This window comes from Phormidium sp. CCY1219, from assembly GCF_055795085.1.
In genome coordinates, this window is the sequence record NZ_JAYFEQ010000205.1 from 1 (window position 1) to 3,989 (window position 3,989).

Consider the following 3,989-nt stretch of genomic DNA (forward strand, 5'->3'; position numbering starts at 1 on the left):
GGAAAAGCGCCTTTAAAAGTCCGACTTTGGACTCTTTAAGAATCCCTCGGATTTATCCGTAGGGAGTATCAAAGTTGTCCGCTACGGAAAATATGCTCGGAAATTTCCGTAATAAATCGGCGAATGCTCGGTTCGCTGTAAAATCCATCATCAATGACCGTGATGACGTAGGTTTCGCCGAATAAATTCATCGCCAAGGTGGTGCCCAAAACCCGGGACGTTTGACCGGTTTTTTCCCCCAACCAATTGCCAAAACCCACTTTGATGCCGGCAAAGCCCAAAGCGCGATCGTATTGGTCTTCTAAGGCGCGAATCAGAATTTCATCCCCGAGATGTTCGCGATTGTAAATTTGCAGCATCATCTCGGTGAGTTCGTCGCTGGTGGTTTGGTTGCTTCCGATCGCCACATTTTGGGGATAGGTCCGATTGCCCACAAATTTAGAGTAAACCCGGGTAATTTCAAAGCCGCGTTTTTGCAACACTTGATTGATGTAATCCCAGCCGAGATAATCGATGATTTGGTTGGGGGCAATGTTGCTGCTGTGGGCGATCGCTTCTTTTAACAGTTCTTCCATCGGGTAATTTCGACCCACACGAATCGGCGACGCATCTTCCGTGTAGTTGCCCGGATCCACATAAATTGGCGCGTCCAAACGCATTTTTTCCGTGGTCAATTTGTGCATCAGCGCCACGGCGATCGGGACTTTCATTAAACTGGCTGCATCCCGGGCCGGTTCGTTCCCGCGCAGACGCCGACAAATGCGGCTAGTCACGTGGCAAATGGTAATTTTCACCCGCGACGAAAGGCCACTGTTTTGGGCAATGGGAATTAAAAAGTCCGATTGGGCGACTTCTAGGGCGTAGGCGATCGCGTTGTAGTAGGTTTGGTATTCCCGGATTTTGGCGGCGGCCCGATCGCCGTAGTCTGAGTCCGGGGGAACCTGACGCAGAGACGCGATCGCCTCGGACCAGAGGGATTTAATTTCTTGTAACCTATCGATGGCGGGATCGTCGGTTTTTGCCAACGCCACCGCCTCCGATGCCAGAGTTAGGGCCTCTTCCCAGTAGGGTTTGCCATTGAGTTGCTTGCTAATTTTGCGTTCTGCTGTTTGAACCTGCTGCAACAGAGTATTGGAGTGTTGCACCAAGGGGAGAAATTCCGACCTCTGGGAAGACGCCGATGGGCGATCGCCGCAAGATGGATCCGCCGCCACCCGGGAGTCCTCTGCCCCAGAATCTCTGGGGGCCGCTTCCGGCGACGGGCAAACCGACGGTGGCGATTTAGCTTGCGGGTTGGGTATCCAAATCCCCGCCAACAGCGCCACCGAACTGGTTAAGGCGATCGCGATTCCTCGATTTCGTTTTTGCTTGCCTCTGTGCCGATGCACGTGCTACCTCACACCACTAAAAACCGTAGCATCGCTATTGTACTCAATCTTGGGCAATGCGTCAGGGGATTTTTTTGGCCGGCAGGCTGTTGCGGGTGCAAAAAAACTCTAACCGCCCAGGCGACTCGATTTGTTCCGTTGGTTGCCCCACCCTCTCCTAGATGTAGAACTCCACCCAGGGTTTAGAAAAATGGGATTAGCACATCACGGCGATCGCTACTCTCGCACACGCAAGTGAGACGCTTGGATTCCCGAAACTCCCCTCACCTCACTTTAGCTCACTTTTAAAGTCTGCCGCTGCAATTCTCCCACCCATTGGGAACCGAGAGTCGCGCACCTCACCGCGATCGGCAATCGATACAATTGCGATCGCTCCATAGCACAGTCGCATTTCTCCCCTTGGCGACGCAGCAATTCGATCTCCCGCTGCGATCGGGGTGTTCCAGGTCAAGGACTTGACAATTTCATCAAATCGGTTGACAATTGACCTAATTTGTGTTAAATGCGAGGGAACCCTATGCTAGTGGACATTTTGATGTTATTTGCCAGCGCGGTGGTGGGGGAAGGGACAAGCGAAGTGCGCCAGTGGGCGCAGAGAAAAGCACGGGAGAACAATCCGGGAATCGATACAGCGCTGCTGCAGGCACATCAGAACGCCTTGAGGCAGATTCGCACCTATTGCCAGGGCGTGCCCGAGTGGGAACGGGAGTATTTGGTTATTGTAGCACGATTGGACAGACTGCGGGAAGACGGTAAGGTGATTTTAGGCATGGTGCAGGGAGGTGAAATGCCCGGAAGTGAGGCGAGTTTGGCCCCGGTGGCACAGGAGGCGATCGCAGATCGGTTGATGCAGCGCTTGTCAAGAAAACACCACTGGTTGCGAGAAGCGCCGCCAGTCTTGGTGCGGGCATTTCGCGGGTTATACCTGCCGCAATTGGTGCATTATTTCCGCCTCGAAATCAAACAGGATCCGGAAGTGTTTCGCAGCTTAATCCACGATATGCTCGCACAAACCGGGCAACGGGTGGCCCATCTCGATCGCCAACTGGGGGACATTCGCACCAGACTCGATGAAGGCGTGGATGCCTTTTTGGCCTCATCTCGCGGCATCGATCGCCGCTTTGATGAATTGATAACCGCCTTAAAACCCCCCCAATCGGTGCCGGCAGACTTTGCCTCATATATTAACGAAAAAACCGCCGAATTCATCGGACGAGAATTCGTCTTTACCGCGATTCAAAACTTTATGCAAACCAAATCGAAAGGGTATTTTATCGTCGAAGCAGACCCTGGCGTGGGCAAAACTGCTTTGCTGGCGCAATACGTGCGGCAAACCGGGTGTCTGGCCTATTTTAACATCATGTCCGAAGGCAGAACCCGCGCCGATGACTTCCTCAAAAGCGTTTGCGCCCAACTCATCCAGCGTTACGATTTAAACTACTCCTTGCCCTTGCATCCGGATAATGCTCGCAACGGCAACTTTTTGAGTAAATTGCTCACAGAAGTAGCGGCAAAAACAGGCAGAGTGGAAATCGCCGTAGATGCCTTGGATGAAGTGGATTTAACCACGCAAAATAGCCCCGGAGCCAACGTGCTTTATCTGCCTACTACCTTGCCCGATGGGGTGTATTTCATCCTCACCAAACGCCCGGAAAATTTGCCGTTTGTGGTGTCTGCACCCCAGCAGGTATTTGACTTGATGGACGAGAGACATCGGGAGGAGAATTTACGAGATATCCAGCGGTTTATTCGCGATCGCGCCGCCCGTGCAACCGTGAGCCAGTGGATGGAAGCGCGCCATGTCACCCTAGCAGACTTCACCGCAGTGCTGACCCGCAACAGCGAAGGGAATTTTATGTACTTAAAGTACGTTTTGGACGATATCGAGAAGGGAGATTATGCCAATTTGAACTTAGCAACCTTGCCCCAAGGCTTGCAGAAGTATTACGAACAACACTGGCAACGGATGGGGATGACGGCCAAACCCCTACCGCGCAGAAAGCTGAAAATTATTTATTTATTGTCCAAAACCCGCAAACCGGTTTCGTGCAATTTGCTGGCGGATTTTGCCGAGGAAGACCCCCTCGACGTGCAGGAGGTACTCGACCAGTGGGAACAATTTTTGCGGGTTCGTCCCCTGAATGGAGATTGGGGGTATAGTATTTATCACAAAAGCTTTCAAGACTTTTTGTTTAACCGGAGAACCGTGCAACAAGCCGGGGTTTCCCTACCCGATATCGAACAGGCGATCGTGGATAATTTGTGGGAAGATTTATACGGAGAGGAGTCGAATTAAATGGCAACCAACTGCGCCTTAAACTCCTTCTCAAACTGAGTCTGGGCACCCCAGAAATGATTATTCGGGAAGCGGGGTGCCTCGAGACCCTCCGCCGCCAATTCAGCAGGGGGTTGAGAGGATCCGCTGCCAAAGGATTAGGCGATCGCTCTGGGCAATCTGTCCCCTCCTTCAATTAAAATCGGATAAGCATTCCATAAGCGAAGGGGTGGAACCAGGGGAAACCAGGTCAGGGACTCCGTAGAAACCAACCCCATATCTAAAGCCAGGGGCTTGTACTTCTAACCACCTGACCAGCCTAAACC

The 3,989-nt window shown here is 52.2% G+C and carries 3 protein-coding genes; 1 reads left to right on the top strand and 2 read right to left on the bottom strand.

Going from position 1 to position 3,989, the window contains the following annotated elements; genetic code table 11:
- Positions 1-68 precede the first annotated feature (68 nt).
- Together AC0QH1_RS01440 and AC0QH1_RS01445 are read right to left on the bottom strand one after the other, a co-directional pair.
- Positions 69-1,388 carry a serine hydrolase gene (locus AC0QH1_RS01440; protein WP_324628968.1) on the bottom strand — a complete coding sequence of 440 codons (1,320 nt, stop codon included), beginning with the start codon at positions 1,386-1,388 and terminating at the stop codon, positions 69-71.
- 273 nt (positions 1,389-1,661) lie between these two features.
- On the bottom strand, positions 1,662-1,802 hold the full coding sequence (locus AC0QH1_RS01445; protein ID WP_324628969.1) for a hypothetical protein: 141 nt from the start codon (positions 1,800-1,802) through the stop codon (positions 1,662-1,664).
- 103 nt (positions 1,803-1,905) lie between these two features.
- Between AC0QH1_RS01445 and AC0QH1_RS01450 the strand changes: the two genes are divergently transcribed.
- A complete protein-coding gene (locus tag AC0QH1_RS01450) occupies positions 1,906-3,684 on the top strand; it encodes a P-loop domain-containing protein (RefSeq protein ID WP_324628970.1) in 1,779 nt (592 codons plus the stop codon).
- Positions 3,685-3,989: the final 305 nt, after the last annotated feature.